The organism is Bradyrhizobium centrosematis, assembly GCF_045571495.1.
Taxonomy (GTDB): Bacteria; Pseudomonadota; Alphaproteobacteria; order Rhizobiales; family Xanthobacteraceae; genus Bradyrhizobium; species Bradyrhizobium centrosematis.
The window spans coordinates 4,027,437-4,054,347 of sequence record NZ_CP120703.1 but is presented as its reverse complement, the minus strand read 5'-3'; the positions used below and the strand labels follow the sequence as shown (position 1 = coordinate 4,054,347).

Genomic DNA, 26,911 nt, shown 5'->3' with positions numbered 1-26,911 from the left:
GTCGGCCTCCATACGGCTCGTTGCAATTTCATGTAATCCGAACTATAATATGACTCACTCACCTAACTGTGACATGTGATTTGCGAAGTCCTGCGTTGCGCTGGACCGTGATTGTCGGTTCCGCCGCGCGGCCTAGATGCGAGGTGTGAAACCTCAGCCTGCATCGCATGCCGAGGCCTCTTTTGTGGGACCCTAAGCTGGAAAAGACACCATGACCTCGATCTCGAAGACGTTCGTCGCCTCCGCCGCGACGCTGTTCGCGTCCGCGTTTCTGATGATGACCGCGCCGGCTGCGCAGGCGGAAGAATACTGCATCACCAACGGTGCGCAGGCCGCTCATGGCTGCGGCTATCCGACCATGGAAGCCTGTCGTCAGGCGGCCGGCGGCATCGGCGGCACCTGCTCGCAGAGCGGCGGCGCGAAGACCTCGAACGACGCGCTCGCCTATCAGCCCAAGCACGCGCAGCCGCGCGCCAAGCTTCGCTCGGGCGGGCAGACCAACTCGAACTGACGTGGAATTCGACACTCGTTTTGCGACGTTGCGGCCTTCGGGATCGAGCCCGGAGGCCGTTGGTTTTTGGCGGCCGGGTGACGGCTCCAGCGCGCGTTAGCGATACCTGCCGCGAAATTCGCGTGGGCTCGCTCCGGTCCAGCTGCGGAAGGCGCGGGAGAAACTCTTCTCATTGCGAAAGCCGGCAATTTCGGCGATCCGCTTGATCGGCGTGCGGCCGCGCATCAGCTCTTGCTTGGCGAGCTCGAATTTTGCTTCCTCCTTGAGATCGCGCAGCGATGTGGACTCCTCGCGCAGGCGCCGATGCATGGTGCGGGTGGAGAGCGCCAGCTCGCTTGCGACGTCCTCCGCGCCGAGACTGCGTCCGCGCGCATTGCGGAGCACGCGGCGGACACGTTCGACCAGCAACCTGTCGCGCCGATAGGGCAGCACGGTCAGCCTGAGCGCGCCCTTGAGCATGTTGTCGAGATCGACGGCACTGCGCGTGAGCGGCAGCGAGAGATAATGCTTGTCGAACACGATGCGGGCGCGGTCCGCACCGAAGCGGATGTTTCGGCAAAAGATGGTCGGATAGACCGAGACATGGCCGGGCTCCGCGTGCGGGAATTCCGCTGCGCGGAGCGCGATCCGGGAGTCGGCGGCCCAACAGGAGAAACCGAGCACGTAGCGGAACAGCGTGACCAGGCAGAATTCGCGTAACGAACCGAGATCGCGCAGCTCCCGGATCGAAATGACCGCGGTCTCCTCGCCGACCTCGAGATCGAGCAGCACATCCTCGGTGACCAGGCGATGGTGCCGGCACCAGCGCTTGAGCGCCACCTCCAGCGTCGGCGCCGTTATCGAGGCGCGGCACAGCATGCCATAGGTGCCGTAGGGCAGGCGGCGCGAGAACCAGCCCAGCGCCTCGTCGTCGAGCTCGCGCATGGCGTGGCCGGCCAGCGCCTCGAACTGGGCGGCCGTGATCCGCCCGTCCGGCGAATTGACGAGGTCCGGCGCGATCTGGCCCCGGCTCAGCGCTTCCGCCGGGTCGCAGCCATATCGTTCATAGGCGGCCATCACGCCGCGGACGAAGGCGGCGGGGGTCACGGCGCGGCGCGGAAGCGCGGTTGCGGTTTGAAAAGGCATTGGAACCTGCGGGGCATCCCTCCGGAAAAGCCTCGCCAAGTTTGGCGGAAAATGCAACCTTTTCGACCGCAGAAGGGCTCCGACCCCGCTAGGTTTGGTGCCCAAAATACGGAGGAATCGCCTTGAATATCCCGAGCATCGATTTCGATCTGGGCGAAGACATCAGCCTGCTGCGCAACACCGTGCGCGCCTTCGTCGAAGCGGAGATCACCCCGCGGGCCGCCGAGATCGAGAAGGCCAATCTGTTTCCTGCCGACCTCTGGAAGCGCCTCGGCGACCTCGGCCTGCTCGGCATGACCGCGCCGGAGCAATATGGCGGCTCCAACATGGGCTATCTCGCCCATATCGTCGCCATGGAGGAGATTTCGCGCGGGTCCGCGGCCGTCGGGCTGTCCTATGGCGCCCATTCCAACCTCTGCGTCAACCAGATCCGCCGCAATGGCAATGACGCGCAGCGCCAGCGCTATCTGCCGAAGCTGATCTCGGGCGAATATGTCGGTGCGCTCGCGATGTCAGAGCCAGGCGCCGGCTCCGACGTCGTCTCGATGAAGCTGCGCGCCGACAAGCGCGGCGACCGCTACGTGCTCAACGGCTCCAAGATGTGGATCACCAATGGCGGCGATGCCGACGTGCTGGTGGTCTATGCCAAGACGGATCCGGAGGCCGGCCCGCGCGGCATGACTGCGTTCCTGATCGAGAAGGGTTTCAAGGGCTTCACCCATGGCCAGCATCTCGACAAGCTCGGCATGCGCGGCTCCAACACCTATCCCTTGTTCTTCGACGATTGCGAGGTGCCGGAAGAGAACGTGATGGGCAAGGTGGGCGAGGGCGTCAAGGTGCTGATGTCCGGCCTCGACTATGAGCGTGCGGTGCTCTCGGGTGGCCCGCTCGGCATCATGGCGGCCTGCATGGACGCGGTGGTGCCCTACATGCACGAACGAAAACAGTTCGGCCAGCCGATCGGCGACTTCCAGCTGATGCAGGGCAAGCTCGCCGACATGTATGCGACCTGGCAGGCCACGCGCGCCTATGTCTATGCCGTCGGGCGCGCCTGCGACCGCGCCGACCACGCGCGCACGCTGCGCAAGGACGCTGCTGCCGCGATCCTCTATTCCGCGGAGAAGGCGACATGGATGGCCGGCGAGGCGATCCAGGCGCTCGGCGGGGTCGGCTACACATCCGAATTCCCCGTGGGGCGTCTGTGGCGCGACGCCAAGCTCTACGAGATCGGCGCGGGCACCTCCGAAGTTCGGCGCATGCTGATCGGCCGCGAGCTGATGGCCGAGACGGCTTAGACCTTTACTCCATTGGAATCACCATGCTGCTTCATTCGAGCATCGATCCGTCCTCCCAGGATTTTGCGCGCAATTCCGAGGCCATGCGCGGCCTCGTTGCGGACCTGCGCGAAAAGCTCAGCCAGGTCGCCGGCGGCGGCGGCGAAGCCTCGCGCAAGCGCCACACCGCGCGTGGCAAGATGCTGGCGCGTGAGCGCGTCGACCTGTTGGTCGATCCCGGCACCTCGTTCCTGGAGCTGTCGCCGCTCGCGGCCTACGGCCTCTATGGCGGCGATGTGCACTCGGCCAGCGTCGTCACGGGGGTAGGGCGCATCTCGGGCCGCGAATGCGTGATCGTTGCCAACGACGCCACCATCAAGGGCGGCACCTACTACCCGATGACGGTGAAGAAGCATCTGCGCGCGCAGGACATCGCGCGGCAGAATAATCTGCCCTGCGTCTACATGGTGGATTCCGGCGGCGCCTTCCTGCCGCTCCAGGACGAGATCTTTCCCGACGAGCGGCATTTCGGGCGCATCTTCTACAATCAGGCGCAGATGTCCTCACAGGGCATTCCGCAGATCGCGATCGTGATGGGCTCCTGCACTGCCGGCGGCGCCTATGTGCCGGCGATGTCGGACGAGAGCATCATCGTGCGCAACCAGGGCACGATCTTCCTTGGCGGTCCGCCGCTGGTGAAGGCGGCGACCGGCGAGGTCGTGAGCGCCGAAGAGCTTGGCGGCGCCGACGTGCATTCGCGGCAATCCGGCGTGACCGATCATTACGCCCAGAACGATGCCCATGCGATCGGGATTGCGCGCCGCATCGTCGGCACGTTGAAACCGCCGGCGCGGCCGAACCTGAACATGCGTCCGCCGCGCGATCCGCTGTTTGCGGCAGAGGAGATCTATGGCGTCGTGCCGGTCGACGGCAGAAAGCCGTTCGATGTGCGCGACATCATAGCCCGTGTCGTGGACGGCTCGGAGTTCGACGAGTTCAAGAAGCTCTACGGCACGACGCTGGTGTGCGGCTTCGCTCATATCTGGGGCTATCCGGTCGGCATCATCGCCAACAACGGCATCCTGTTCAGCGAAAGCTCGCTGAAGGGCGCGCATTTCATCGAGCTGTGCTGCCAGCGCGGCATTCCGCTGGTGTTCCTGCAGAACATCACCGGCTTCATGGTCGGCAAGAAGTACGAGGCCGGCGGCATCGCGCGCGACGGCGCCAAGCTGGTGACGGCGGTCGCGACCGCGTCGGTGCCGAAATTCACGGTCGTGATCGGCGGCTCCTACGGCGCCGGCAATTACGGCATGTGCGGCCGGGCCTACTCGCCGCGATTCCTGTGGATGTGGCCGAATGCGCGGATCTCGGTGATGGGCGGCGAGCAGGCGTCGATGGTGTTGAGCCAGGTCCGCCGAGACAATATCGAGGCCAAGGGCGATAGCTGGTCGAAGGAGGAGGAAGACAAGTTCCGCGAGCCGATCCGCGCGCAATATGAGAGCCAGGGGCACCCATATTACGCGACCGCGCGCCTGTGGGACGACGGCGTCATCGACCCGGCTGACACGCGCCTCGTGCTCGGCCTCGGCCTGTCGGCGGCCTCGAATGCGCCGATCGAAACGACGAAATTCGGCCTGTTCAGGATGTGATGCGATGGACCGCTCAAAGCTCTACCGGCGTTTTCGCACGCTCCTGATCGCCAATCGCGGTGAGATCGCCTGCCGGGTCATCCGCACCGCCCGTGCCATGGGCCTGCGCACGGTCGCGGTCTATTCCGAGGCTGACCGCGACGCGATGCATGTCGCGCTCGCGGATGAGGCCGTGCTGCTCGGGCCGGCACGGGCCCGCGACAGCTATCTCGACGTCGAGCGGCTGATCGAGGCCGCCCGCAAGACCGGCGCCGAGGCCGTTCACCCCGGCTACGGCTTCCTGTCGGAGAACGCCGAATTCGCGCAGGCTTGCTATGACGCCGGGCTCGTCTTCGTCGGCCCGACCGCCGAGATGATGAATGCGATGGGCTCGAAATCGGGCTCGAAAGCGCTGATGGAGAGAGCCGGCGTGCCGCTGGTGCCAGGCTATCACGGCGAAGCCCAGGACGAGGCGACGCTTGCGAAGGCCGCGGACAAGATCGGATTTCCCATTCTGGTGAAGGCCTCCGCCGGCGGTGGCGGCCGTGGCATGCGCATCGTGCGGTCGGCTGACGAGCTTGCGCCCGCGATCGTCAGTGCCAAGCGTGAGGCCAAGGCGGCGTTCGGCGACGACCGCATGCTGATCGAGAAGTACGTCGACAATCCCCGCCACATCGAGGTGCAGATCATCGGCGACAGCCACGGCAACTTGCTCTCGTTGTTCGAGCGCGAGTGCACCTTGCAGCGCCGCCACCAGAAGGTGATCGAGGAGGCGCCGTCGCCGACGCTCAATCCTGCCCAGCGCGAGACGGTTTGCGCCGCCGCGCGAAAGGCGGCGGGTGCGGTGAACTATGTCGGCGCCGGCACCATCGAGTTCGTCTCCGACGGCAAGGACGTGTTCTTCATCGAGATGAACACGCGTCTGCAGGTCGAGCATCCCGTGACCGAGCTGATCACCGGGATTGACTTGGTCGAATGGCAGCTCCGCGTCGCTTTCGGCGAGCCGCTGCCGCTCAAGCAGGGCGAGATCAAGCTCAACGGCCACGCCGTCGAGGCGCGGGTCTATGCGGAAAACCCGACCAAGAACTTCATGCCATCGGTCGGCAGGATCTCGACCTGGCGCATGCCGGCCGAGATGGGAGGCCTTCGTATCGACGCCGGCTATCGCGAGGGTGATACGGTCTCGCCCTATTACGACGCCATGCTCGCCAAGATGATTGCGTGGGCGCCGACGCGGGACGTTGCGATCGAGCGGCTGAACCGCGGGCTGGAAGAGTCCGACGTTCGCGGCATCGTCACCAACATCCCGTTCCTCTCGGCGCTGATGACGCATCCGAAGGTCCGGGCGAATGCGATCGACACCGGTTTCATCGAGCGCGAGCTGGCCGTTCTGACACAGGCCGCGCCGGCCCCAGGGGAACTGGAGCTATGCGCCGCAGTCGCTGCAATCGTCGACTTGGAGCGACAGACTTCGCAGGCGCAGGCGAACTCGCCCTGGCAGACCTTCGGTTGGCAGCCGGTCGGCCGCCGCCAGCGCAGCTTTGCCTTCCGCGTCGGCCACGGGTCCGAGCAGAAGATTGCGCTGAACTATGGCAGCGGGCCGTCGACGCTGGTGATCGGCGAGCGCGAGCTTGCGTTCGCAATCGCGCCGCGCGACGGCGGGTTCGATCTGACCCTCGACGGCGTCAAGTCGTCGGTCGCTGCGGTGATCGACGGTCACGAGCTGTACCTGCGCACCCGCAACGGTCGCTTCGACCTGCATTGGGTTGATCCGTTCGGCGGCGAGAGCGAGGAGCATGTCGGTGAAGACAAGATCGCGGCCCCCTTGCCGGGCACGGTCGTCGCCGTGCTGGCCGAGGAGGGTGCCAAGCTCGACAAGGGCGCGCCGATCCTCACCCTTGAAGTGATGAAGATGGAGCAGACGCTGCGTGCGCCCTATGCCGGCGTGCTGAAGTCCATCAAATGCAAGGTCGGGGACATCGTGCAGGAGGGCGTCGAGCTCGCCGTGGTCGAGCCTGCAGGAGAGTGACATGAGCGATCAGGTCCGCATCATCGAAATGGGGCCGCGCGACGGCCTCCAGAACGAGAAGGTTCCGGTCAGCGTCGAGGCCCGTATCGCCTTCATCGAGGCGCTGGTCGGGGCCGGGCTCGATACGGTCGAGGTCGGCGCCTTCGTGTCGCCCAAGGCGATCCCGCAGATGGCGAGCTCGGATGCCGTGCTGCGCGGCGTCAGCCACGTGACGGGGGTGGAATTCCACGTGCTGGTGCCGAACGAGAAGGGCTATGACGCCGCGCGCGCCGCGGGCGCCAAGGTGGTCTCGGTGTTCGCAGCGGCTTCCGAAGGCTTCTCGCGCGCCAACATCAACTGCACGGTCGCGGAATCCATCGAGCGCTTCAAGCCGGTGCTGTCGCGCGCCAACGCCGATGGCGTCAAGGTGCGCGGCTATATCTCCTGCGTGCTCGGCTGTCCGTTCGATGGCGAGATCAAGCCGAAGGCGGTGGCCGATCTCGCAAGCACGCTGTTCGATCTCGGCTGCTACGAGATCTCGCTCGGCGACACGATCGGCGTCGGCACGCCAGCCAAGGCCAAGGAGATGCTGCGCGCGGTCGCCGCCAACGTTCCTTCAGCCAGGCTCGCGATGCATTTCCACGACACCTATGGCCAGGCGCTCGTCAACCTCTATGCGGGGATGGAAGAGGGCGTCCGCGTCATCGACGCCGCCGCCGGCGGCCTTGGCGGCTGTCCTTACGCGCCAGGCGCGACCGGCAATGTCGCGACCGAGGATGTCGTCTACATGCTGGAGGGCATGGGGATCAGGACCGGCGTCGACATGAACAAGCTGCTGGCCGCCACCAACGCGATGAGCGGCGTGCTCGGCAAGCCGCCGGTGAGCCGTGCCGCTTCCGCGTTGAACGCGAAGAGGAAGCGAGCGGCTTCCTAGTTCTCCGTCATCGCGAGCGCAGCGACTTGTCCGCCGCAGCCTTGGCGAAGGCGGAAGCAATCCAGAGTCTTTCCGTTGAAGCAGTCTGGATTGCTTCGTCGCTTTGCTCCTCGCAATGACGGTGTCGGGCCGCTACCTGCTCCCGTCCGGTCCCATCACGAGATCCGGCAGCCAGGTCGAAATCCCCGGCACGAAGCACAGCAGCAGCACTGCGAACATCATCAGCAGCACGAAGGGCAGGGTGCCCCATATCACCTCGCGCAGCGGGATGTCCGGCGCGACGTTGCGGATGACGAAGATGTTGAGGCCGACCGGGGGGTGGATCAGCCCCATCTCCATCACGATGGTCATGACCACGCCGAACCAGATAATATCGAAGTTGGCGGCGCGCAGCGGCGGCAAGATGATCGGCGCCGTCATCAGGATGATCGAGACCGGCGGCAGGAAGAAGCCGAGCACGACGACCATGACGAGGATCGCGAACAGGAGCTCCCAGCGCGGCAAGTGCATCGCGACGATGGATTCGGCGACCGATTGCGAGATGTGCAAATAGCTCATCACGTAGGAATAGAGCAGCGACATGCCGATGATCATCATCAGCATGGTGGATTCCCGGATCGTCGATTTCATGATCGGGGCGAGGTCGCTCGGCCGCCAGACGCTGTAGATCGCCGCGATCAGTGCCAGCGCGAGGAGGCCGCCGAGGCCCGCCGTCTCCGACGGCGTGGCGTAGCCGCCATAGAGCGCGATCATGACGCCGGTGAGCAGCAGCACGAACGGGATCACCCGCGGCAGCACGCTGAAGCGTTCGGCCAGCGTGTACTCGTCGCGGGTCAGGATCGCGGCCTCGGCGCCGCCGTTCTTGTAGATCGCTTCGGCCGCCGCATATTCCCGGCGAAAACGGATCACCGCGTAAGCCCCGAACAGCGTGACCAGCAGCAGGCCCGGCCCGATGCCGGCGAGGAACAGACGCCCCAGCGACTTTTCGGCGGCGACCGCGAACAGGATCATGGTGATCGAGGGCGGCAACAGGATGCCGAGGGTGCCGCCGGCGGCAATGATTCCGGCGGCAAAGCCGCCGGAATAGCCGCGCTTGCGCATCTCGGGGATGCCGGCCGAGCCGATCGCCGAGCAGGTCGCCGGGCTCGAGCCCGCCATGGCCGCGAACAATGCGCAGGCGAACACGTTGGCAACGCCGAGCCCGCCGGGCACGCGATGCAGCCAGGCATGCAGAGCCGAATAGAGATCCTGGCCCGCGCGCGACTTGCCGATCGCCGCGCCCTTCAGGATGAAGAGCGGGATCGACAATAGCGTGATCGAGGCCATCTCCTCGTAGACGTTCTGCGTCACCGTATCGAGAGAGGCTGAGGGCATGTAGATGCCCATGAACACGACCGCGACCGCACCGAGCGCGAAGGCGATCGGCATCCCTGAGAACATCACCAGCAGGGTCGCAATGCCGTAGGCGAGGCCAATACCGAAGACGCTCATGGACGCTTGGCTCCGGCGAAGGGCAGCGCAAGCTGCACGAGGATCTGGAGGCACAGCAGGCTCATCCCGAGCGCCATCAGCGCGTAGGGGATAGCGAGCGGCGGCGACCACATCGAGTTGGAGACCTGGCCGTCGACATAGGCCTCATGGGCCAGTGTCCAGGACTTCCAGGTGAAGAAGGCGCAGAACAGGAACGTGGCGGCGTCGACCAGCCAGAGGCGAACCTTGTTCGCGAATGGCGACAGCAGGCCGACGAAGGCTTCGATGCCGATATGACCGCGGTTCTGCTGCACATAGGCCGCCGTCATGAAGGTCGCGCCGACCAGGAGGAACACAGCGGCCTCGTCCTGCCAGTAATTTGCGGCCTTGAACAGCGCGCGGCTGAGCACGCTGTAGCTCAGGATCACGCAAGCGGCGACGAGGGCGATCGCGGCGAACACCACGATGATGCCGTTGACGATGGCAAGACCGCGATCGACCGCTGCCGCAAGACCTGACCTTGCGACAGTGTTGGCCGTGTCGTCACGATCCGGAAGCGGACCATGGCTCATGCGGCGACGTCGGTGGCGAGCTTGAGCAGGTTAGCCGCGGTCGCAGTCTTGGCGCTGTAGTCCTTCCAGGCGGTGTCGCGGGCGATGTCACGCCACTTGCCGACCGTGGCGGCATCGAGCGCAGAGACCTTGGCACCGGCCTTCTCGTAGACCTTGGCCACCTCGACGTCGTCATCCTGCGCGCCCTTGCGGCCGAAGGCTTCGAGCTCGGTGCCGACGGTGAGCAGGATGTCCTGATGGTTCTTCGGCAGCTTGTCGAAGATGGCCTTCGACATCATCAGCGGCTCGAGCATGAACCAGTAGGAGGCGCCCGCGCCGGAGGTCAGCGACTTCGCGACCTCTTCCAGACGGAACGAGATCAGGCTGGTCGAGGACGTGATACCGGCATCGCAGGCGCCGGTCTGCATCGCGGCGTAGATTTCGTTGGAAGGAACCGACAGCACCGAGGCGCCGGCGGTTTGCAGCACCATGTCCATCTCGCGCGAACCGCCGCGCACCTTCATGCCTTTGGCATCTTCGGGCGCGACGATCGGCTTGGAGCGGCTGGCGACGCCGCCGGCCTGCCAGACCCAGGTGAGCAGGATGATGCCCTTGTCGGCGAGGAAGTCGGTCAGCGCCTTGCCGACCGGCTCCTTCTTCCAGCGCAGGCCCTGGTCGTAGGTGGTCACGAGGCCCGGCATCAGGCCGATATTGGTCTCCGGCAGCTCGCCGCCGGCATAGGGCATCGGATAGAGGCTGATGTCGAGCGCGCCCTTGCGCATGGCGGAGAACTGGGCGTTGGTCTTGATCAGTGAGGAGTTCGGATAGATCTCGGCAGCGATGTCGCCGTTGCTGCGCTTGGCGACTTCCGCCGCGAACACGCGGCAGAGCCGGTCGCGGAAGTCGCCCTTGTCGACGGTGCCGCCCGGGAATTGGTGCGAGATCTTCAGCGTGGTCGCGGCCAGCGCGGTGCCGGTGCCAAAGCGGAGGATGGCGGGTGCGGCGACGGCGGTCGCGAGCAGATGGCGGCGCGTGAGCATGGTGTGATTCCCTTGGCGTTTCTTTGGACGGTTCTTGCTTTGCGTGATTGGGCGGGTCGTGGGTGACCGGTGCGTTGGCCCATCCTAGCCGGTCTTTCACCCGATATTCTCTCATCTGATAGTTCGAGACCGAATGCCGCGGCAAGTGCCGGGCATGCTGCGCTGCACACATCCGATCTCGGGTGTGTGCGCGAGACGACGCCGAACGGCGGAGGGTGGAGGGCTCGCGATAATTTATCGGAGGCCGCGTAACAACGCCGGCTGGCAATCCGTCGAGCTTGGATAGCGGCGTCCGTCGCTGACAAACACCATCTCGAAGGGAACATGAACCATGACCATTCGCACCCGTATCGTGCTCGGCGTTTCGGCTGCCGCTCTCTCGCTTGGCCTTGCGCTGTCGCCGGCCGCTTTGGCCCAGGACAAGATGGGCAAGGACGACGGCATGATGAAGAAGGACACGATGTCCAAGGACGGCATGATGAAGAAGGACAGCATGTCCAAGGACGACGGCATGAAGAAGGATCACATGTCGAAGGACGGCATGAAGAAAGACGACGGGATGATGAAGAAGAACTGATCTTCGTCCATTCGCGATCGCGGCGCCTGGCAAAGGGCGCACGTACGCACATTCGGGGCGGTCACCTGGACCGCCCCGAATTCCGTCCTGCTTCAATTTGAATTGAACGCGACCTGCGCAGGTCTCGCGTCGGATTACTTGCGCTTGGCCTTGCGGGCCGCGTAGCGCGCGTCGCGCTTGGCCTTCTGTTCGGCTTCGAGCGCTGCCTGTCTTTCGGCGGCTTCCTGCGCCTCGCGCGCGATCCGCGCGGCTTCAGCGGCCTTGGCCTCTTCCTCGAGGCGCTTCTGCTCGGCCTTTTCGGCCTCGCGCGCAGCCTTGGCCTCGGCGCGCTTGGCTGCGAGTGCCTCGCGCTCAGCGCGACGCGCGACAACCGCCGGGTCGTCGGGGCCCGGCTGCGATTTAAATTTGTTCAAAAGGTTTTTGCGGGCATCCTGTGCCGCCTTTTGCCGGTCTGCGAAGCCGGGTTCCCTGAATCCACTCATCGACGAGCCTTGTCTTCCTCGCTTTCGATCCTACATCACTGCCTGTTGGTACGTCGGCTGGGCATAGCAGGCGCCGCGCGACGCAGAAGCGTGTACATCGCTGCGCGTCGCGAAGCCACCCATAATCGCAGCCGATCAGGTCAACGAAAATCGCCATCCCCGACGATCTCTCGTAGCCCGGAAAAACTGCCGAATTGTGATGTCCCTCATAAGGGACCGCGAGGGCGACGCCTAGCGTCCGCCCCGATACGGAGCACGGGCATGACGATCTCAAGATTCAGCCTGAAGGCACTCGCAATTGCCGTCGCCTTGGTGGCCGTGACCGGTGCCATGCTGCTGCTTGCGCGCCCGCAGCCCATCGAAAGCGCCGTCCTGGGGGCCGGCTGGGAGTGCACCCAGACCGCGTTCGTGCTCACAACCTGCGCACCGCGGGCCCAGCAGGCGATTCCGGCAGTCGAAACCTTGCGCAAGGAAGCGATCCGGGCGACCCGAGGCTGAGCCCGGAAGGGAGCTTGGCCGAAGCGGCTGATCGGGATGTGACGGGACGTCGCAGAGGTGATAAGCCGGGGTCGTCCGTGCGATCAGGTAGCCATGTCCACGTCCAAGCCCGAACCGGGCGAGAAGCCGAAAGCCCGGCCTAAGCCGCCATCCGGTGACAACCACCGTGGCGCGATCGCCGGCCTGGTCATTGCGGTCGTGATCCTTGGGATCGGCTGGTGGCTCGCACGGGACCTCACCGCGGCCAGCAAGATGCAGGACTGCCTGATGTCGGGTCGGAGCAATTGCAACGTGATCGAGCCCGCCCGCTAGAGGTGCTCCAGCTGGCCCCTCGGGCCGAAAAAAGCCCTGATCTTAATCATTTGTAACGGGACTTCGCCGACCAAAGCAGGTCAGCTATGTCAGCCGGCATCAAGTCTGGGGCGAGCCGAATCATCTATGGCGCCAGGCACCACGGCAATCGAGAGAGTAGGGGGCAAGCACGCATGAGTGCGTCCAGCCGCATGAAGATCATCATTCCCTTGGTTTCGGCCATGTCGCTGCTCGCGGCTTCGGCCCAGGCTCAGGACGCCAGGCCATCGAGGGACGCTGGCCAGCCCGCGGCGCGTCCGAGTGCGGGAGCGCCGTCTCCGACCAATCAAGACATGCACAGGGGCCCGCAGCCGCGCCAGGCGGTCCAGCCCGCGCCGCAGCCGGATAGCCGGCCGCGCAACGCGGGCGGCTCGCCGCCCGCACGCAATTATGCCAGGGGCCCCGCGCCGACGCGCGACTGGGACGGACACGCCTATCGCGGCAACCGCGCTTGGGACGGTGGGCGTTGGCGCCACGAGGTCCGCAATGGCCGCTCGGGCTGGTGGTGGGACGTTGGCGGCGTCTGGTATTATTATCCGCAGCGCATGGCCGGCCCGCCCGCCTATATCTCGGAGGAGTACTATGACGACGTGCCGGTGGCCTATGCTCCGCCGCCGCCTCCGGTCACCTATGCGCCGCCACCTCCGCCCCCGCCACCGGCTGATCCCGGCGTAAGCGCGCTTGGCGGCGCCATCGTCGGCGGCGTGCTGGGTGGACTGATCTCGGGCAATGCCACAGGAGCTGCCGCCGGCGCGGTTCTCGGCGGTGCAACCGGCGCCATTGCGGGCGCCACCGCCGCATCCCAGCCCGGCTATTACTGGGCGCAAGGCAATTGCTATTACCGCTACCCGGATGGTCAGTACGTGGCGACCGATCCGCGGGCGTGCCGTTGAGGCACTGGCCCGTATCCTGATCAGAAATTGGCGGGCAAAAGGCCCGCCTCTTTTTTGCCCTCTCGCGCGGTGGTCCGGATGGCTGCCCGGCGCTTTGGGTTATGATCGTTTGCGGTCGTATCGAGCTGGGTTCTGCACCGGCTGCTCTAGCGCATGATGAAATTGGATTCGGCGGGCTGCCGGTAATTCACATCTCCCCGACGGGGAGAGGTCGGATTGCCCTGGCGATGCGAAGCATCGTCCAGCGCAATCCGGGTGAGGGGCCGCGGCACTGAGCGAGACCATATCTCCTCACCCGGACCGCATCTTCGATGCGCTCCGACCTCTCCCTGCGGAGAGGTGAATCGACCCCTGAGCGCACATCGATTCAACCAAAACTCATCCTGCTTTATCGCATGATCCGGCAGCGAGCCTCGTTCGCGAAAGAGCTTGCGCGCGACCGACCGGCCTGCGTCAAGACACCAGCCAGTTGAAGAACGCGATCGCGCCCCAGACCAGGCCGGCGATCCAGGCCAGCGTCACGATGCCGATGCTCCCGAGATAGGCGAAGCGGAGCAGGTCGCTCTTTTGCCGTTGCGCCGAGGCGTTGGCTGAAGCTGCTGCTTCTTGTGTCATGACGGAAAACACCATCGATGCCGTCGCGCGCCGCTGAAGCGTCAAGGTGTTGTTTAACCGAGATGGCAGCCCAAGACTGTGACGCCATTCACAGATCGCCTGAAAGAAGCCCGGCCCCATGGCTTCGTAATCAGCGCATGCAAAGCGGCGACAGGGCCGACGCTTGCCCGGTCCGGGAGGTGGGGGCGTCACTCCGCAATCATACGGACGAAATTGCCATGCGCTTGTCCAGATGGCCGGCTAGGGTCCACGCATGTTTACCAAGTTCGACCCACAGCGTGAGGCCGAGGCCGCAATGAAGCGTGCCGCGGCATCGGAAGGCGCCGACCGGCAGCGCCTGATCCAGCTCGCTTTGGCCTGGCACGAACTCGCGCGCGATCGGCGCGACGAGCGGGCGGACTGAGAGCATTCTCGGACGGAATTCGGCGGGACGGCGCGGGGCCGGTCAGGCGCCGGCCTGCATGAGAAAGCCCCGTGCTCGGGGGACAAGCACGGGGTCCTTCAAAGCCGATCGGGGCTGGAAGATCGGCACCACTCAATTTCACGCATCAACGTGCCGGCCGTGATCTCGTTCCCCATTGCCTTCGCATTTTGTTGCGCCGTCGCTCGACTTGGCTGGCGGGCGCGTTTCACGCGGCTTGAAGGAGGAACATTCGTTCCTTGCGGACGTTGGGCGGCTATGACCGACCCTGAGTTACGCGCACAGTCTTTCGAGATTGCCTGGAAATATCTCGACCGATCCGGCCTGCTGACGGGAGAGCAGCGGGAGTCAGCCCGCTTCATCCTGAACAGGATCGATCGCATGATGCTGCGAGGCGAGCGGCGCAGGCTGCTGCTGTCGAATGCTGCGATCGATGCGTACCGCTTGCGGCCGGTGCTCGTGGCGCTGAACGCGGACAACCGGCCGGGTGAAACGCCGCATTAAGAAATGTGCCGCGCTGATCGTTCCGGTCCCGATTCGTGCCTTGGAACGAAGCGGAGTCGGATCGTGAACAAAGAAAAAGCCCCCGAAGGGGCTCAGTGTCTCAGGCGGCTTCCGTCTTCGGTACCGCGTCGGCATTCACCGAAAGCTTGACGACGTCGCCTTCGACGGCACCGACATATTTCGTGTCGATATAGTGATGATGGTCCTTGTGACCCTCCGGGCTGTCCTTGCGCGTCAGCTTGATCCGGTTGCCCTCCACGCGGTCGACGGTGCCGACATGAGCGCCGTCCTTGCCGATGATTTTCATGTGCTCTCTGATATCAGCCATCTCGTCCTCCTTGCTCTGGTCTCAACTGCGAACATCGGCGTTCGTTGCACCAGGCGCGCGTTGGATCCGAGACGCCCTCGGAACGTTGAAATCCGATCGGATCTGCCAAGACGCGCATGGAGAGCATTCAGGCCTATCTGGACCGGAAGCATGAGGAACTCGGGCTGTTGAACGACTGCCTGAGACATCGGCTCGATGTGACGCGTCCGCAATCAGTCGACGAGGTCGTCAGGTCCAAATTCCAGCTCACGGCGGCGCTGAGGGCAGAGCACGAACTGCACGAGTGGAAGGCGACGGAGACGGCCTGGTCGCATACCAGTGCTCCCGTCAGCGGGCCTTTCGCGTTCAGTTACGACTACCAGCGGGCCGATCTGTCGGTGCGCGGTCCGTCGTTCTATGAGCTCGACCTCGGCTGCACGAGCACGGCGCTTTATATGGCCTCGGGCATGGCTGCGATCTCCGCCGTGCTGCTGGCCTCCGCGCAAATCGTCGAGAAGGCCGATATCCTGGTGCTACCAGGCTCCTACGGCGAGACGCTGGAGCTGATCCGGAGCCTTGTTCCTCATCTGCGGCCCGTGGCTTTGAGTCTGCCGTTGGGCGATGCGCTTGCATCGGCAAATTCGCCGCGGATTCTTCTGCTGGATTCCTGCTCCTTCGCCGGAGCCTTCGAGGCGGTGCTCGGACGTGACGGCTCGGGTCTCGATCTCCTCGTGTTCGACACGACCTGCTTCGCCGGCAGGTCAGGCCGGATCAGGCGCGTGCTGCGGTGGGCCCGGCGAAACGGAATTCCGCTGGTCCTGGTGCGAAGCCACAACAAGCTCGATTCGCTCGGGGCGGAATATGGCCGGCTCGGCTCGGCCGTGTTCGTCCGCGACAACGAGCATCAGCAGCGGGCGTGCCATCCTGACTGGACACATCTCGCGTCCGAAACCCGCAACGCGGTGCGACTGCTCGGCGGCGCGGCATTGCCGGCACACTTCCCGCCTTTCGTCGGCAGCGCGGCATATTGGGCCCTCACAAAACGGCGCGTTGCGGCGATCTTGCGCAACGGCCGAAGCACGGCGCGATGTTTTGCGGCGAAGCTCCCGGCGCTCTCGGGCGAGCTCCATTTCGCTCACGGTCTCTACGTCACCTTGCGGGGCAGGCGTCCCCTCGACGAAGCGAGCGCGCGGCAGGCCGCCGAGGACATGAGCAACGAACTGCGCGAGGCTGGATTTCCCATCCGCCATGCCGGCAGCTTCGGTTTCGATTTCGCGGCGACCGAATGGTTTCACGACGCGACCACGGAGCAGTATAGCGTCCGGGTGGCGGTCCCGGATTTGCCAAGCGAGCTTTGGGATGATCTCGCCGTGGCGATTGCACGGTGGTGGCGGGCCTATCAGTCGACAGGTGGTCGAGGATGAATGTGTCGACAGCCCAGGAGGGCGCCTCGATCAGTCGACCGCCAGGCAATGCTCCAGCTGCGGCTTGTCTTGGCCGCGACGCGCCCACTCCTGAACGGCGAAGGCAAGATGATGCTGGCCCATCGCGGCGCCGACGATCGTGGCCTGAGCCACCTTGATGGGCTTTGTGACCACATTGGTGTTCACGACACCTGCGTCGATTGCCAAATACGACATCGCGACGACCGCTACCGCGGATGCAATCGCCATTCTCGTCAACTCGGATAGCTGCATCAAAAAACCTGTCGGGCGCATCCCGCCCGGCGCTTACATAGGGCTGATCGGCGTGGTTCAAAGGCTGCGGGATGCTACCCCACGCGTTCGTGAAAGGCTTTGATTGATAGCTTTTTGCTTGGCATGGCAGCCTCCTTGCTTGGCCGCGCCGAGCGGTCAACCCCGAAGCCCACCAGGGGCGCGCGCTTGGCGCACGGGGCTGTGTGCGTGCCGAGCAAATAATGGTCGACGCCATGAGTGCGTGGAGTACCTGCAACCCTCGACAATCCGCTCGGCACGAGGTTGTCACCCGTGTCTCAGGTACGGTCTGTTGCCTATGTGTCCGGGCTGGACAAGGTAGAGACTGGCGATCCCGGCAGGACTCGAACCTGCAACCCGCGGAGTAGAAATCCGCTACTCTATCCAGTTGAGCTACGGGACCGTCTTCAGCCGCCCCGGGGTGGGGCCTGGCTGTACGTCTACCATGCCATTATGAAAAATTGGGTGTTTCGCCAAGCCTGAACCGAACCGTTTTCCTCGATGCCGCGACAAAGCGAGACGGTGGCGTGTCAGGGTGCCGGGGTGAGCGGCAGCGGACTGGACGATGGTTCACATCGCCGGCAACGCTGGCCAGCTTCCGGGATGCGGCCGCCGGTCGACGGATCTGGTATTGCTGCGCCAACAGGACGGCGTGCGCGTCGGTACCTTGATCGGTCTCCTCCGGGCTTGTCTTTTCATGGCGAATGCGACGATTTGCAGCTTTGGTTCCATCGCCTTGAGTCCGTCACCTTTCCGCGCACTTCATGCGGCCAGCGGGCAGCTGGCCGCGATTTCCGGGAGTCCATCATGATCGGTCTTGTTCGCGCCGTCACAATCTGCGCCACGCTGGCGCTCGGCCTCAGCGCAGCCCAGGCTGCCGACAAGGCCTTCCGACGCGACGACCTCGGCGATGCCGCGATCAAGCTGGAGGCGCAGATCAAGAGCGAGGCGGGACCGGTCGCCAAGACCAATGCGACGCTGAAGACGGACGCCGACGCCGCCTTCCGGCGCAACGACTACCGCACGGGACTGTCGGTGCTCGGCCAGATCGCGGCCACCACGCCGGAAGATACCGGCAACTGGCTGCGGCTCGCCAAGGTCATCTTCCAGATCTCGCCGAAGAGCTCGAGCGAGCAGACTTTCCTGCTGGAGCGCGCCTCGACCGCGGCTTACATCGCCTATCAGCGCGCCGGCAATGCGGGCGAGGAGGCCGACGCGCTCGCCGTGCTCGGCAAGGCCCTGGCCGAGCGCAAGCTGTGGCGGCCGGCGCTGGATGCGCTGCGGCTGTCGCTCGACATGCGCGAGGTCGCCGACGTCCGCGGCCAATATGAGAAGATGCGCGACGAGCACGGCTTCCGCCTGCTCGACTATACCGTGGATTCGGACTCGGCGAGCCCGCGCGTCTGCTTCCAGTTCTCCGAGGAATTGGCAAAACGCACCGATTTCGCGCCGTTCCTGGCGCTGGCCGGGCAGGACAAGCCCGCGCTGTCGGCCGAGGGCAAGCAGCTCTGCGCCGACGGGCTGAAGCACGGGGAGCGTTACAACATCAACCTGCGCGCCGGCCTGCCGTCCACGGTGAAGGAAGGTCTGCCGAAATCGGCCGAGTTCAACGTCTATGTGCGCGACCGCAAGCCCTTCGTGCGCTTCACCAGCCGGGCCTATGTGCTTCCGAAGACCGGTCAGCGCGGCATTCCCGTGGTCAGCGTCAACACGCCCGCGGTCAACATCAACGTATTCCGGATCGGCGACCGCAATCTGATCAACACGGTGGTCGACAGCGATTTCCAGAAGACGCTGTCCAAGTACCAGCTCTCCGATCTCGGCGACGAGCGCGGCGTCAAGGTCTGGTCCGGCGAGCTCGCGACCGCGATGACGCTGAACCAGGACGTCACCACGGCATTCCCGGTCGAGGAGGCGCTCGGCGAGCTCCAGCCCGGCGTTTACGTCATGACCGCTGCGGCCAAGGGCCCGGGCTCGGACGACGATTATCAGCTCGCCACGCAATGGTTCATCGTCTCCGATCTCGGCGTGTCGGCCTATTCCGGCAATGACGGTATCCATGTGTTCGTCAACTCGCTGGCTTCGACCGATCCGGTGGGCAAGGCCGAGGTGCGGCTGGTGGCCCGTAACAACGAGATCCTGGCGACCCGCAAGACCGACGACTCTGGCCACGTGCTGTTCGAGGCGGGCCTTGCGCGCGGCGAGGGCGGCTTGTCCCCGGCGATGCTCACGGTCACCGGCGAGAAGGCAGACTATGCCTTCCTGAGCCTGAAGACGTCGGCCTTCGACCTGTCCGACCGCGGCGTTGCGGGGCGCGCCGTGCCCGCCGGCGCCGATGCCTTCGTCTATGCCGAGCGCGGCGTCTACCGCTCCAGCGAGACCGTCTATCTCACCGCGCTCTTGCGCGATGGGCAGGGCAATGCCGTCACCGGCGGGCCGCTGACGCTGGTGATCGAACGCCCCGACGGCGTCGAATTCCGCCGGGCCGTGCTGTCCGACCAGGGCGCCGGCGGCCGCACGCTGGCCGTGCCGCTCAACGCGGCCGTGCCGACAGGCACCTGGCGGGCGCGCGCCTTCACCGATCCGAAGGGCTCCTCGGTCGGCGAGACCACCTTCATGGTCGAGGATTACGTTCCTGATCGGATCGAATTCGACCTGTCCGCCAAGGACAAGCTGATCAAGGCTAACACTCCAGTAGAGCTTAAGGCGGACGGCCATTTCCTCTACGGCGCGCCGGCCTCGGGCCTCGCGCTCGAAGGGGACCTGCTGGTCGCGCCCGCGGCCGAGCGTCCGGGCTTTGCCGGCTACCAGTTCGGCGTCGCCGACGAGGAGACGACCTCGAACGAGCGAACGCCGCTGGAGAACCTGCCCGAGGCCGACGCCAACGGTGTTGCGACCTTCCCGGTGGCGCTGGACAAGCAGCCGGCCTCGACCCGGCCGCAGGAGGCCCAGATCTTCGTCCGCATGGTCGAGACCGGTGGCCGTGCCGTCGAGCGCAAGATCGTGCTCCCGGTCGCGCCCGCGGCGGCGCAGATCGGCGTCAAGCCGCTGTTCGGCGACAAGAATGTCGCCGAGGGCGACAAGGCCGAGTTCGATGTCGTGTTCGTCTCGCCTGAGGGCGAGAAGCTGCGCCGCGACGGGCTGCACTACGAGCTTCTGAAGGTGGAGTCCCGGTACCAATGGTATCGCCAGAACAATTACTGGGAGTATGAGCCGGTCAAGTCGACCTCGCGCGTCGCCGACGGTGATGTGGCGGTCGCGGCCGACAAGCCCGCGCGGATTTCGCTCAGCCCTCAGCCCGGCCGCTACCGGCTCGATGTGAAGTCGAACGATGCCGATGGCCCGGTGACCTCGGTGCAGTTCGACGTCGGCTGGTATTCCGACGGCAGCGCCGACACGCCGGATCTCCTGGAGACCTCGATCGACAAGCCGCAATACGCTTCCGGCGACACCATGACCGTGTCGGTCAATGTCCGCAGCGCTGGCAAGCTCACCATCAACGTGCTCGGCGACCGCCTGCTGACGACGCAGACCATCGACGTCAAGGAAGGCACCGCGCAGGTGAAGCTCCCGGTCGGCAAGGATTGGGGCACCGGTGCCTATGTGGTGGCGACGCTGCGCCGTCCGCTCGATGCCGCGGCCCAGCGCATGCCGGGCCGGGCGATCGGGCTGAAATGGTTCGGCATCGACAAGCAGACCCGCACCTTGCAGGTGAAGCTGTCGCCGCCGGCGCTGGTGCGGCCGAACTCGGCATTGAGGATCCCGGTCAAGCTCGACGGGCTCAATCCGGGCGAGGACGCCAAGATCGTGATCGCCGCGGTCGACGTCGGCATCCTCAACCTCACCAATTACAAGCCGCCGGCGCCTGACGATTACTATCTCGGCCAGCGCCGGCTGAGTGCGGAGATCCGCGATCTCTACGGCCAGCTGATCGACGGCATGTCCGGCACGCGCGGCCAGATCAAGTCCGGCGGTGACGCCGGTGCGGCCGAGCTGCAGGGCTCGCCGCCCACGCAGAAGCCGCTCGCGCTCTATTCCGGCATCGTCACCGTCGCCTCCGACGGCACTGCGGACGTCAGCTTCGACATTCCGGAGTTCGCCGGCACCGCTCGCGTGATGGCGGTGGCGTGGACCGCGACCAAGCTCGGCCGCGCCAACACCGATGTCGTGATCCGCGATCCCGTGGTGTTGACGACGACGCTGCCGCGCTTTCTGCTCAACGGCGACCGCGGCACGGTCAACCTCGAGATCGACAATGTCGAGGGTCAGGCCGGCGACTACGTCATCAACGTCAAGACCGGCGGTCCGGTGAAGATGACGGGTAATCCCGCCACCACGGTCAAGCTCGCCGCCAAGCAACGCAACGCATTCTCGCTCGCGCTCGACGCGACCGCGGCGGGGCAGGCGACGCTCGACGTCGACATCAAGGGACCGAACGGGCTGGCGTTGGCGCGGCATTACGCGTTCGACGTCAAGGCGGCGACGCAGGTGCTGGCACGGCGTTCGATCCGCACCCTGGCGAAGGGCGAGAGCCTGACGCTGACCTCGGACATGTTCTCCGACCTCGTGCCGGGCACCGGCAGTGTCTCGGTCTCGGCGAGCCTGTCGACCGCGCTCGACGCCGCGACGATCCTGAAAGCACTCGACCGCTATCCCTATGGCTGCTCGGAACAGATCACGAGCCGCGCGATGCCGTTGCTCTATGTCAACGAACTCGCGGCCGGCGCGCACCTCGCCATGGATAGCGAGGTCGACCAGCGCATCCGCGACGCGATCGAGCGGCTGTTGGCGCGCCAGGGCTCGAACGGCTCGTTCGGCCTGTGGTCGGCCGGTGGCGATGATGCTTGGCTCGATGCCTATGTCATGGACTTCCTGACTCGGGCCCGCGAGAAGGGCTTTGCGGTACCGGACGTGCTGTTCAAAAATGCGCTCGACCGCATCCGCAACTCCGTGGTCAACGCGAACGAGCCGGAGAAGGATGGCGGGCGTGATCTCGCTTACGGCCTCTACGTGCTCGCCCGCAACGGCGCGGCGCCGATCGGCGATCTCCGCTATCTCGCCGACACCAAGCTCGCCAATCTCGCAACGCCGATTGCGAAATCGCAGCTCGCGGCCGCGCTGGCGCTGGTTGGCGACCGTAACCGCGCGGAGCGCGTCTATGGTGCTGCGCTGGACAGCCTTGCACCCAAGCCCGTGCTGGAGTTCGGCCGCACCGACTACGGCTCGCAGCTCCGCGATGCCGCAGCGCTGGTCTCGCTGGCCAGCGAAGGCAACGCGCCCAAGGCGACGCTGACGCAAGCGGTGTCGCGGGTCGAGACCGCGCGCGGGCTGACGCCCTACACCTCCACGCAGGAGAATGCGTGGCTGGTGCTGGCGGCGCGGGCGCTCGCCAGGGAGAACCTGTCCATGGAAGTGGACGGCCAATCAGTCAAGACCGCGCTCTATCGCAGCTACAAGGCCACGACGCTGGACGGCAAGCCGCTGAAGATCACCAACACCGGCGATGCGCCGGTGCAGGCGGTGGTCTCGGTGTCGGGCTCGCCGGTGACGCCGGAGCCGGCTGCATCGAACGGCTTCAAGATCGAGCGCAGCTACTTCACGCTCGACGGCAAGCCCGCCGACATCAGCAAGGTCAAGCAGAACCAGCGCTTCGCGGTGGTGCTGAAGATCACCGAGGCCAAGCCCGAGTACGGCCACATCATGGTGTCCGACTATCTGCCCGCCGGCCTCGAGATCGACAATCCGCAGCTGGTCTCGTCCGGCGACAGCGGCACGCTGGATTGGATCGAGGACGGCGAAGAGCCCGAAAATACCGAGTTCCGCGACGACCGCTTCACCGCGGCGGTCGATCGGGCCTCGGATTCCAAATCGGTCTTCACCGTGGCCTACATCGTACGCGCCGTCTCACCCGGCAAATACGTGCTGCCGCAGGCCTATGTCGAGGACATGTACAATCCCTCGCGCTACGGGCGGACGGGCACGGGCTCCGTCGAGGTGCGGGCGGCGAAGTGAACATGTCGATGGCTGAGGCTGACAGTGAAACTCGTCATTCCGGGGCGGCTCGAAGAGCCGAACCCGGAATCTCGAGATTCCGGGTCTGGTCCTTCGGACCATCCCGGAATGACGGCAGTGGAGCGAGGGGCGGTGGCTATCGTCTCCTCTCCGCAGTCGCCTTCACCCTCATCCTTGCCATCATCGGCTTCGTTGCCTGGGTCTACTCCCTCGGTCCTCTCCCACTCGACGAAGCGCGGCAGGTCTCCACCACCATCGTCGATCGCAACGGCAAGCTGCTGCGGGCCTATGCGATGGCGGATGGCCGCTGGAGGCTGCCGGTCGATGCCGCGTCGAACGTCGACCCGACCTATCTGAAGCTGCTGCTCGCCTATGAGGACCAGCGCTTCTACGCCCATGACGGCATCGACCCGTTGGCGCTGGGGCGCGCTGCGCTGCAGCTCGGAACGCGCGGCCACATCGTCTCGGGCGGCTCGACCATCACCATGCAGCTGGCGCGGCTGATGGAGCCGCGGCGGCAGCGCTCGCTTTATGCCAAGCTGCGGCAGATGGTGCGCGCGATCGAGATCGAGCGAAGCTTGAGCAAGGAGCAGATCCTCGATCTTTATCTTGCGCTGGCCCCTTATGGCGGCAATCTCGAAGGCATCCGCGCCGCCTCGATCGGCTATCTCGGCAAGGAGCCGAAGCGCCTGTCGCTGGCCGAAGCCGCGCTGCTGGTCGCGCTGCCGCAATCGCCGGAAACGCGCCGGCTCGACCGCCATCCCGAGGCCGCGAGCAAGGCGCGCGACCGCGTGCTCGACCGCATGGTCGAAGAGCACGTGGTCAGCGCAGAGGATGCCAGGCAGGCCAAGGCCGTGCCCGTGCCGAAACTGCGCAAGCCGATGCCGATCCTGGCCCCGCACGCTTCCGACACCGCGCTGTCGACGATCAAGGACACGCCGACCGTCAAGCTCACGCTCGATGCGAACTTGCAGAAGGTGCTGGAGCCACTGGCGCGCGACCGCGCCATTGCGCTCGGGCCGAACATCTCGGTCGGGATCATCGTGGTCGACAACGAGAGCGGCGACGTGCTCGCCCGCGTCGGCTCGGCCGATTATTTCGACGAGAGCCGGGCAGGGCAGGTCGACATGACCCGCGCGGTGCGCTCGCCGGGTTCGACGCTGAAGCCCTTCATCTACGGGCTCGCCTTCGAGGACGGTTTCGTCCATCCGGAAAGCCTGATTGACGACCGGCCGGTTCGCTTCGGCTCCTACGCGCCGGAAAATTTCGACATGACCTTCCAGGGCACGGTGCCCGTGAGGAAGGCGCTGCAACTGTCGCTGAACGTGCCGGCGATCGTGCTGCTCGACCGCGTCGGCTCCAGCCGGCTCGCGGCGCGGCTGCGGCAGGCCGGCGGCCATCTGGTTCTGCCCAAGGACGAAGCGCCGGGACTCGCCATGGGCCTCGGCGGCGTCGGCGTGACGTTGCAGGATCTCGCCCAGCTCTATGCGGGCTTCGCCCGGCTCGGCACTACCAAGCCGCTGCGTGAGGTCATGTCGGACAAGGACGACGACCGCGAGCCGCTCCGGCTGCTGGATCAGGTCGCAGCCTGGCAGGTCGGCAACGTGCTGCTGGGAACGCCGCCGCCGGAGAATGCCGCTCACAACCGCATCGCGTTCAAGACTGGGACCTCCTACGGCTATCGCGACGCCTGGTCGGTCGGGTTCGACGGCCGGATGACCATTGGGGTCTGGGTCGGCCGGCCCGACGGCGCCCCGGTTCCGGGCCTGATCGGGCGCGTTGCCGCCGCACCGATCCTGTTCGACGCCTTTGCCCGCACCGGCAAGACGCTCGCTCCATTGCCGAAGCCGCCGAGGGGAACTCTGGTTGCCAGCAACGCCAAGCTGCCGTTGCCGTTGAAGCGGTTCCGCCCGGTGGGAGAACTGGTGCGGACCGGCCGCGAGCAGGCACTGCATATCCAATTTCCGCTGAATGGCTCGCGCATCGATGTCGATCGTTCCGGCGGACAGGAGAGCGCGGCGATGCCGGTCAAGGTCGCTGGCGGTGTTCTGCCGATGACCGTGATGGTTAACGGCACGGCGCTTGGCGAGATCGACGGCCGGCGCCAGCGCCTGATCGATCCGCCAGGCCCGGGCTTTGCACGGCTCACCGTGATCGATGCCACGGGCGCCGCGGACACAGTCGTCATTCGAATTCAATGAGCCTGCCTTAAGCGGTTGTGGCGATGGCGGTTTCAGCGTAAGCGGAACCAATGGCCGAGACCTACCCATCCCCCCGTTTTGGAGCGCCCCGCGAGCCGAAATCGCCTGCAAACCCGGGCAGCGGGCTCGTGAGCATGCTCGACATCGTCACGGCCAGCCACGCCCGAGCCGTCGCCTTCCTGCTGCTGTGCGCGCTGCTGTTGTTCCTGCCGGGTTTCTTCACGATTCCGCCGATCGATCGCGACGAGGCGCGGTTCGCCCAGGCCACCAAGCAGATGGTCGAGAGCGGCGACTATGTCGATATCCGCTTCCAGGAGGACGTCCGCTACAAGAAGCCGGTCGGCATCTACTGGCTGCAATCGGCGACGGTGGAAGCCGCCTCGATGCTCAAGCTGCCGAAGGCCGAATTGCGGATCTGGGTCTATCGGCTGCCGTCGCTGTTCGGGGCGATCGGCGCCGTGCTCATGACCTATTGGGCCGCGCTCGGCTTCGTCACGCGGCGGGGAGCGGTGCTGGCGGCGCTGATGATGTGCGCCTCGGTGCTGCTCGGCGTCGAGGCGCGGCTTGCCAAGACCGATGCCATGCTGCTGTTCTGCGTGGTCGCCGCGATGGGGGCGATGGCGCGAGCCTATCTGTCCTGGCAGCGCGCCGAGGACGAGACGCACCCGCCCTGGAGCTGGCCTGCGATCTTCTGGAGCGCGCTTGCGGTCGGCATCCTGATCAAGGGCCCGCTGATCCTGATGTTCGCAGGGCTGACCATCGTTGCGCTCGCGATCCAGGACCGCGATTCCTCCTGGTTGTGGCGGCTGCGCCCGGTCTGGGGCCTGATGTGGATGCTGGTGCTGGTGCTGCCCTGGTTCGTCGCGATCTTCTGGCGCGCGGGAGACGCCTTTTTCGCCGATTCCGTCGGCGGCGACATGCTGAGCAAGATCGGCGCCCAGGAATCCCATGGCGCACCGCCCGGACTTTACCTGGCGCTGTTCTGGATCACGTTCTGGCCGGGTGCGCCGCTCGCGGCGATGGCCGCGCCCGCGGTGTGGCGGGCGCGGCGTGAACCCGGTGCGCAGTTTCTGCTGGCCTGGCTGATCCCGTCCTGGATCGTGTTCGAGGCGGTGCTGACCAAGCTTCCGCATTACGTGCTGCCGCTCTATCCGGCGATCGCCATTCTCACCGCCGGCGCGGTGGAGCGGCGCGTGCTGTCGCGCTCCTGGCTGATGCGCGGTTCGGCCTGGTGGTTCGCCATCCCCGCGGCCGCCTCGATCATCGCGGTGGTCGGCGCGGTGATGCTGACACGGCAGCCGGCCTTCGTCGCCTGGCCGTTCATCGCGGCGTCGCTGATCTTCGGCCTGTTCGCCTGGTGGCTCTACGACAACAATCGTGCCGAGCGCTCGCTGCTCAACGCGCTGGTCGCAGCCCTGATGCTCGCGGTGACAGTGTACGGCATCGTGCTGCCGTCGCTGACGCCGCTGTTTCCGAGCATCGAGATCGCGCGCGCGCTCCGCAACGTCACCTGCATCGGGCCGAAGGCGGCGGCGGCCGGCTATCACGAGCCCAGTCTCGTCTTCCTGACGGGGACCCAGACGCTGCTCACCGACGGTTCGGGCGCGGCGGACTTCCTGCGGCAAGGAAGCTGTCGTTTTGCGCTGATCGAGCAGCGCTCGGAGCGCAGCTTCGTGCAGCGCGCCGAAGCAATCGGGCTGCGCTACAAGGTCGGTACCCGCATCGACGGCTACAACTTCTCGCAAGGCCGCGCGATCTCGATCTCGATCTTCCGCTCGGAAGGTACCGAATAGG

24 protein-coding genes and 1 tRNA gene are annotated in these 26,911 nt (G+C 65.6%); 16 read left to right on the top strand and 9 right to left on the bottom strand.

The genetic code is table 11. The features are described from left to right. Nucleotides 1–211: 211 nt before the first annotated feature. On the top strand, nt 212–511 hold the full coding sequence (locus P6U31_RS19450) for a DUF3551 domain-containing protein (protein ID WP_407183288.1): 300 nt from the start codon (nt 212–214) through the stop codon (nt 509–511). A gap of 96 nt (nt 512–607) precedes the next feature. Here P6U31_RS19450 and P6U31_RS19445 read toward each other — a convergent pair whose 3' ends face one another. Beyond that, on the bottom strand, nt 608–1,636 hold the full coding sequence (locus P6U31_RS19445; protein WP_407183287.1) for an AraC family transcriptional regulator: 1,029 nt from the start codon (nt 1,634–1,636) through the stop codon (nt 608–610). Between the two features lie 122 nt (nt 1,637–1,758). Here P6U31_RS19445 and P6U31_RS19440 point away from each other — a divergent pair, with 122 nt between their 5' ends. From P6U31_RS19440 to P6U31_RS19425, 4 genes are read left to right on the top strand one after another with little or no spacing between them, the layout of a single operon-like run. Beyond that, nucleotides 1,759–2,931 carry an isovaleryl-CoA dehydrogenase gene (locus tag P6U31_RS19440; RefSeq protein ID WP_407183285.1) on the top strand — a complete coding sequence of 391 codons (1,173 nt, stop codon included), beginning with the start codon at nt 1,759–1,761 and terminating at the stop codon, nt 2,929–2,931. A 23-nt stretch (nt 2,932–2,954) separates the two neighbouring features. After that, nucleotides 2,955–4,559, top strand: a complete 1,605-nt coding sequence (locus tag P6U31_RS19435; protein WP_407183283.1) for a carboxyl transferase domain-containing protein — start codon at nt 2,955–2,957, stop codon at nt 4,557–4,559. A gap of 4 nt (nt 4,560–4,563) precedes the next feature. After that, entirely contained in the window at nt 4,564–6,567 is a 2,004-nt protein-coding gene (locus tag P6U31_RS19430) for an acetyl/propionyl/methylcrotonyl-CoA carboxylase subunit alpha (RefSeq protein ID WP_407183281.1), read from the top strand. A gap of 1 nt (nt 6,568) precedes the next feature. Next, nucleotides 6,569–7,480, top strand: a complete 912-nt coding sequence (locus P6U31_RS19425) for a hydroxymethylglutaryl-CoA lyase (RefSeq protein WP_407183280.1) — start codon at nt 6,569–6,571, stop codon at nt 7,478–7,480. A gap of 132 nt (nt 7,481–7,612) precedes the next feature. Here P6U31_RS19425 and P6U31_RS19420 read toward each other — a convergent pair whose 3' ends face one another. The 3 genes from P6U31_RS19420 to dctP are packed head-to-tail and all read right to left on the bottom strand — an operon-like array spanning nt 7,613 to nt 10,541. Further along, complete coding sequence (locus tag P6U31_RS19420) at nt 7,613–8,971, bottom strand: TRAP transporter large permease (protein WP_407183278.1); 1,359 nt, start codon at nt 8,969–8,971, stop codon at nt 7,613–7,615. Next, nucleotides 8,968–9,522, bottom strand: a complete 555-nt coding sequence (locus P6U31_RS19415) for a TRAP transporter small permease (protein ID WP_407183277.1) — start codon at nt 9,520–9,522, stop codon at nt 8,968–8,970. Before P6U31_RS19415 ends, P6U31_RS19420 begins: the two co-directional genes overlap by 4 nt. After that, on the bottom strand, nt 9,519–10,541 hold the full coding sequence (gene dctP / locus P6U31_RS19410) for a TRAP transporter substrate-binding protein DctP (protein ID WP_407183275.1): 1,023 nt from the start codon (nt 10,539–10,541) through the stop codon (nt 9,519–9,521). Before dctP ends, P6U31_RS19415 begins: the two co-directional genes overlap by 4 nt. 331 nt (nt 10,542–10,872) lie before the next feature. On the opposite strand from dctP, the gene P6U31_RS19405 reads away from it, so the two are divergent. Beyond that, complete coding sequence (locus tag P6U31_RS19405; RefSeq protein WP_407183273.1) at nt 10,873–11,118, top strand: pentapeptide MXKDX repeat protein; 246 nt, start codon at nt 10,873–10,875, stop codon at nt 11,116–11,118. A gap of 134 nt (nt 11,119–11,252) precedes the next feature. On the opposite strand, the gene P6U31_RS19400 is transcribed toward P6U31_RS19405, so the two are convergent. Then, a complete protein-coding gene (locus P6U31_RS19400; protein ID WP_407183271.1) occupies nt 11,253–11,600 on the bottom strand; it encodes a DUF6481 family protein in 348 nt (115 codons plus the stop codon). A 261-nt stretch (nt 11,601–11,861) separates the two neighbouring features. On the opposite strand from P6U31_RS19400, the gene P6U31_RS19395 reads away from it, so the two are divergent. The 3 genes from P6U31_RS19395 (at nt 11,862) to P6U31_RS19385 (ending at nt 13,342) form a co-directional block, all read left to right on the top strand. Further along, the gene (locus tag P6U31_RS19395) at nt 11,862–12,098 is read left to right on the top strand and encodes a hypothetical protein (protein WP_407183270.1); all 237 of its coding nucleotides are present in this window, start codon (nt 11,862–11,864) and stop codon (nt 12,096–12,098) included. A 93-nt stretch (nt 12,099–12,191) separates the two neighbouring features. Next, entirely contained in the window at nt 12,192–12,410 is a 219-nt protein-coding gene (locus P6U31_RS19390; RefSeq protein ID WP_407183268.1) for a DUF2273 domain-containing protein, read from the top strand. Nucleotides 12,411–12,583: 173 nt separating this feature from the next. Beyond that, a complete protein-coding gene (locus tag P6U31_RS19385; RefSeq protein WP_407183266.1) occupies nt 12,584–13,342 on the top strand; it encodes a hypothetical protein in 759 nt (252 codons plus the stop codon). 453 nt (nt 13,343–13,795) lie between these two features. Here P6U31_RS19385 and P6U31_RS19380 read toward each other — a convergent pair whose 3' ends face one another. Continuing rightward, nucleotides 13,796–13,957: a hypothetical protein gene (locus P6U31_RS19380; protein ID WP_407183264.1), complete on the bottom strand. Its 162-nt coding sequence runs from the start codon at nt 13,955–13,957 to the stop codon at nt 13,796–13,798. A gap of 253 nt (nt 13,958–14,210) precedes the next feature. On the opposite strand from P6U31_RS19380, the gene P6U31_RS19375 reads away from it, so the two are divergent. Further along, nucleotides 14,211–14,360: a hypothetical protein gene (locus P6U31_RS19375; protein WP_407183262.1), complete on the top strand. Its 150-nt coding sequence runs from the start codon at nt 14,211–14,213 to the stop codon at nt 14,358–14,360. A 276-nt stretch (nt 14,361–14,636) separates the two neighbouring features. Continuing rightward, entirely contained in the window at nt 14,637–14,882 is a 246-nt protein-coding gene (locus tag P6U31_RS19370) for a hypothetical protein (RefSeq protein ID WP_407183260.1), read from the top strand. 100 nt (nt 14,883–14,982) lie between these two features. Here the strand turns inward: P6U31_RS19370 and P6U31_RS19365 are convergent, their stop codons facing one another. Further along, nucleotides 14,983–15,210: a DUF2171 domain-containing protein gene (locus P6U31_RS19365; protein WP_027574503.1), complete on the bottom strand. Its 228-nt coding sequence runs from the start codon at nt 15,208–15,210 to the stop codon at nt 14,983–14,985. A 116-nt stretch (nt 15,211–15,326) separates the two neighbouring features. Between P6U31_RS19365 and P6U31_RS19360 the strand changes: the two genes are divergently transcribed. Continuing rightward, nucleotides 15,327–16,613, top strand: a complete 1,287-nt coding sequence (locus tag P6U31_RS19360) for a hypothetical protein (protein WP_407183258.1) — start codon at nt 15,327–15,329, stop codon at nt 16,611–16,613. A 30-nt stretch (nt 16,614–16,643) separates the two neighbouring features. Here the strand turns inward: P6U31_RS19360 and P6U31_RS19355 are convergent, their stop codons facing one another. Next, the gene (locus P6U31_RS19355) at nt 16,644–16,862 is read right to left on the bottom strand and encodes a hypothetical protein (protein ID WP_407183256.1); all 219 of its coding nucleotides are present in this window, start codon (nt 16,860–16,862) and stop codon (nt 16,644–16,646) included. Nucleotides 16,863–17,230: 368 nt separating this feature from the next. Then, a tRNA-Arg gene (locus tag P6U31_RS19350) sits at nt 17,231–17,307 on the bottom strand. 162 nt (nt 17,308–17,469) lie between these two features. On the opposite strand from P6U31_RS19350, the gene P6U31_RS19345 reads away from it, so the two are divergent. The 4 genes from P6U31_RS19345 to P6U31_RS19330 are packed head-to-tail and all read left to right on the top strand — an operon-like array spanning nt 17,470 to nt 26,910. Continuing rightward, nucleotides 17,470–17,715, top strand: coding sequence for a hypothetical protein (locus P6U31_RS19345; RefSeq protein ID WP_407183254.1), 246 nt, complete (start codon nt 17,470–17,472; stop codon nt 17,713–17,715). Further along, the gene (locus P6U31_RS19340) at nt 17,712–22,916 is read left to right on the top strand and encodes an alpha-2-macroglobulin family protein (RefSeq protein WP_407183252.1); all 5,205 of its coding nucleotides are present in this window, start codon (nt 17,712–17,714) and stop codon (nt 22,914–22,916) included. Before P6U31_RS19345 ends, P6U31_RS19340 begins: the two co-directional genes overlap by 4 nt. A 2-nt stretch (nt 22,917–22,918) precedes the next feature. Further along, entirely contained in the window at nt 22,919–25,117 is a 2,199-nt protein-coding gene (gene pbpC / locus P6U31_RS19335; RefSeq protein ID WP_407183251.1) for a penicillin-binding protein 1C, read from the top strand. Nucleotides 25,118–25,167: 50 nt separating this feature from the next. Continuing rightward, complete coding sequence (locus tag P6U31_RS19330) at nt 25,168–26,910, top strand: ArnT family glycosyltransferase (protein WP_407183249.1); 1,743 nt, start codon at nt 25,168–25,170, stop codon at nt 26,908–26,910. Nucleotide 26,911: the final 1 nt, after the last annotated feature.